The organism is Enterococcus nangangensis (genome assembly GCF_005405245.1).
Taxonomy (GTDB): Bacteria; Bacillota; Bacilli; order Lactobacillales; family Enterococcaceae; genus Enterococcus_J; species Enterococcus_J nangangensis.
Genome location: NZ_BJDR01000054.1, coordinates 1 through 1,155, shown reverse-complemented (window position 1 = coordinate 1,155; position 1,155 = coordinate 1). Strand labels below are relative to the sequence as shown.

Annotated in this window: 1 protein-coding gene; it reads left to right on the top strand. The window is 36.6% G+C overall.

Annotated features, from left to right (window positions below):
- Positions 1-25 precede the first annotated feature (25 nt).
- The coding region (locus FFM57_RS09775) for an ISL3 family transposase (RefSeq protein ID WP_137600330.1) at positions 26-1,155 on the top strand (1,130 nt) is incomplete at its 3' end.

Here is a 1,155-nt window from a genome sequence, read left to right as displayed (position 1 = left end):
AACCCAATCATAGGAGGAAAACCAAATGTCCAACACAAAGAATACCAAACTTACTGACGAAAAAACAAGTGTACTTGTAAGAAAAATTTTAAATATTGAGGATACTCGCATTTCTTTTTCTGAAGATCCTGTCGAAAAAAAACGAATCAAAGGTCGCTTAGCGAACCTCTTTACAGGGAATTTAAACGATACTCCGCACTGCTGCCCATGTTGTGGGTGTATCTATGAAGAAAATAAAATTATTCATTACGGTCACTATCAAAGTACGCTTCAGCTCATTCCTTATCAAGAGGTCCCTACCTATCTGCTTTTGTATACCCAACGTTTCTTTTGTAAACATTGTGGGGAAACTTTTTCTCCTAAAAGCTCTTATGTAGAGCCAAATTGTGTGCTGTCTAGGTCACTAAAATTCGCCATTGCCGTGGAGTTGAAGCATAAAATTTCTATGAAGGATATTGCCAGCCGATACTTCGTATCCGTAAAAACCGTAGAGCGTATTTTAGAATCCTTCTATGCTGATACCACACCTTATTTAGAGCATTTACCCCGCCATATCTTGATTGATGAGTTTAAAGGGACGAAGGATTGTGATGGAGCCATGTGTTTCATTATAAGTAATGCCGATAATGGAAAGATTTTTGATATTTTAGATGATCGTCGAAATTTCAAATTAAAAGCTTATTTCATGCGCTTTACCCTCAAAGCGCGGAGACAAGTCAAACACATTGTGATGGATATGAACGCTTCTTACAACGTGATTACTAGAGAACTTTTCCCAGAAGCAAAGATTTCTATCGATCGTTTTCATGTCATTCAACAGTTAACCCGCGCCTTCAATAAACAAAGGATTCAAGTCATGAATAACCTTTCTAAAAGCGACTCCACCGCACAAAAAAATTATCGTAAATTAAAGAAATATTGGCGAACGCTATTAAAGAAAAATCGTAAAATTAACTATGAATCTTGTAAGGCTTTTCCCCTATTTCAAAAGAAACAAGTCACGGAATCTGAAGTATTGGATTATCTGCTTAGTATCAGCCCAGAGCTAAAACTGAGCTATGACGTCTATCAAGATTTATTAGAACACTTTGAAAACAAAGATGCCAAAGCATTTTTCCAACAAGTAGAGCACTTGCCTCAAAACTTAAACCAAAC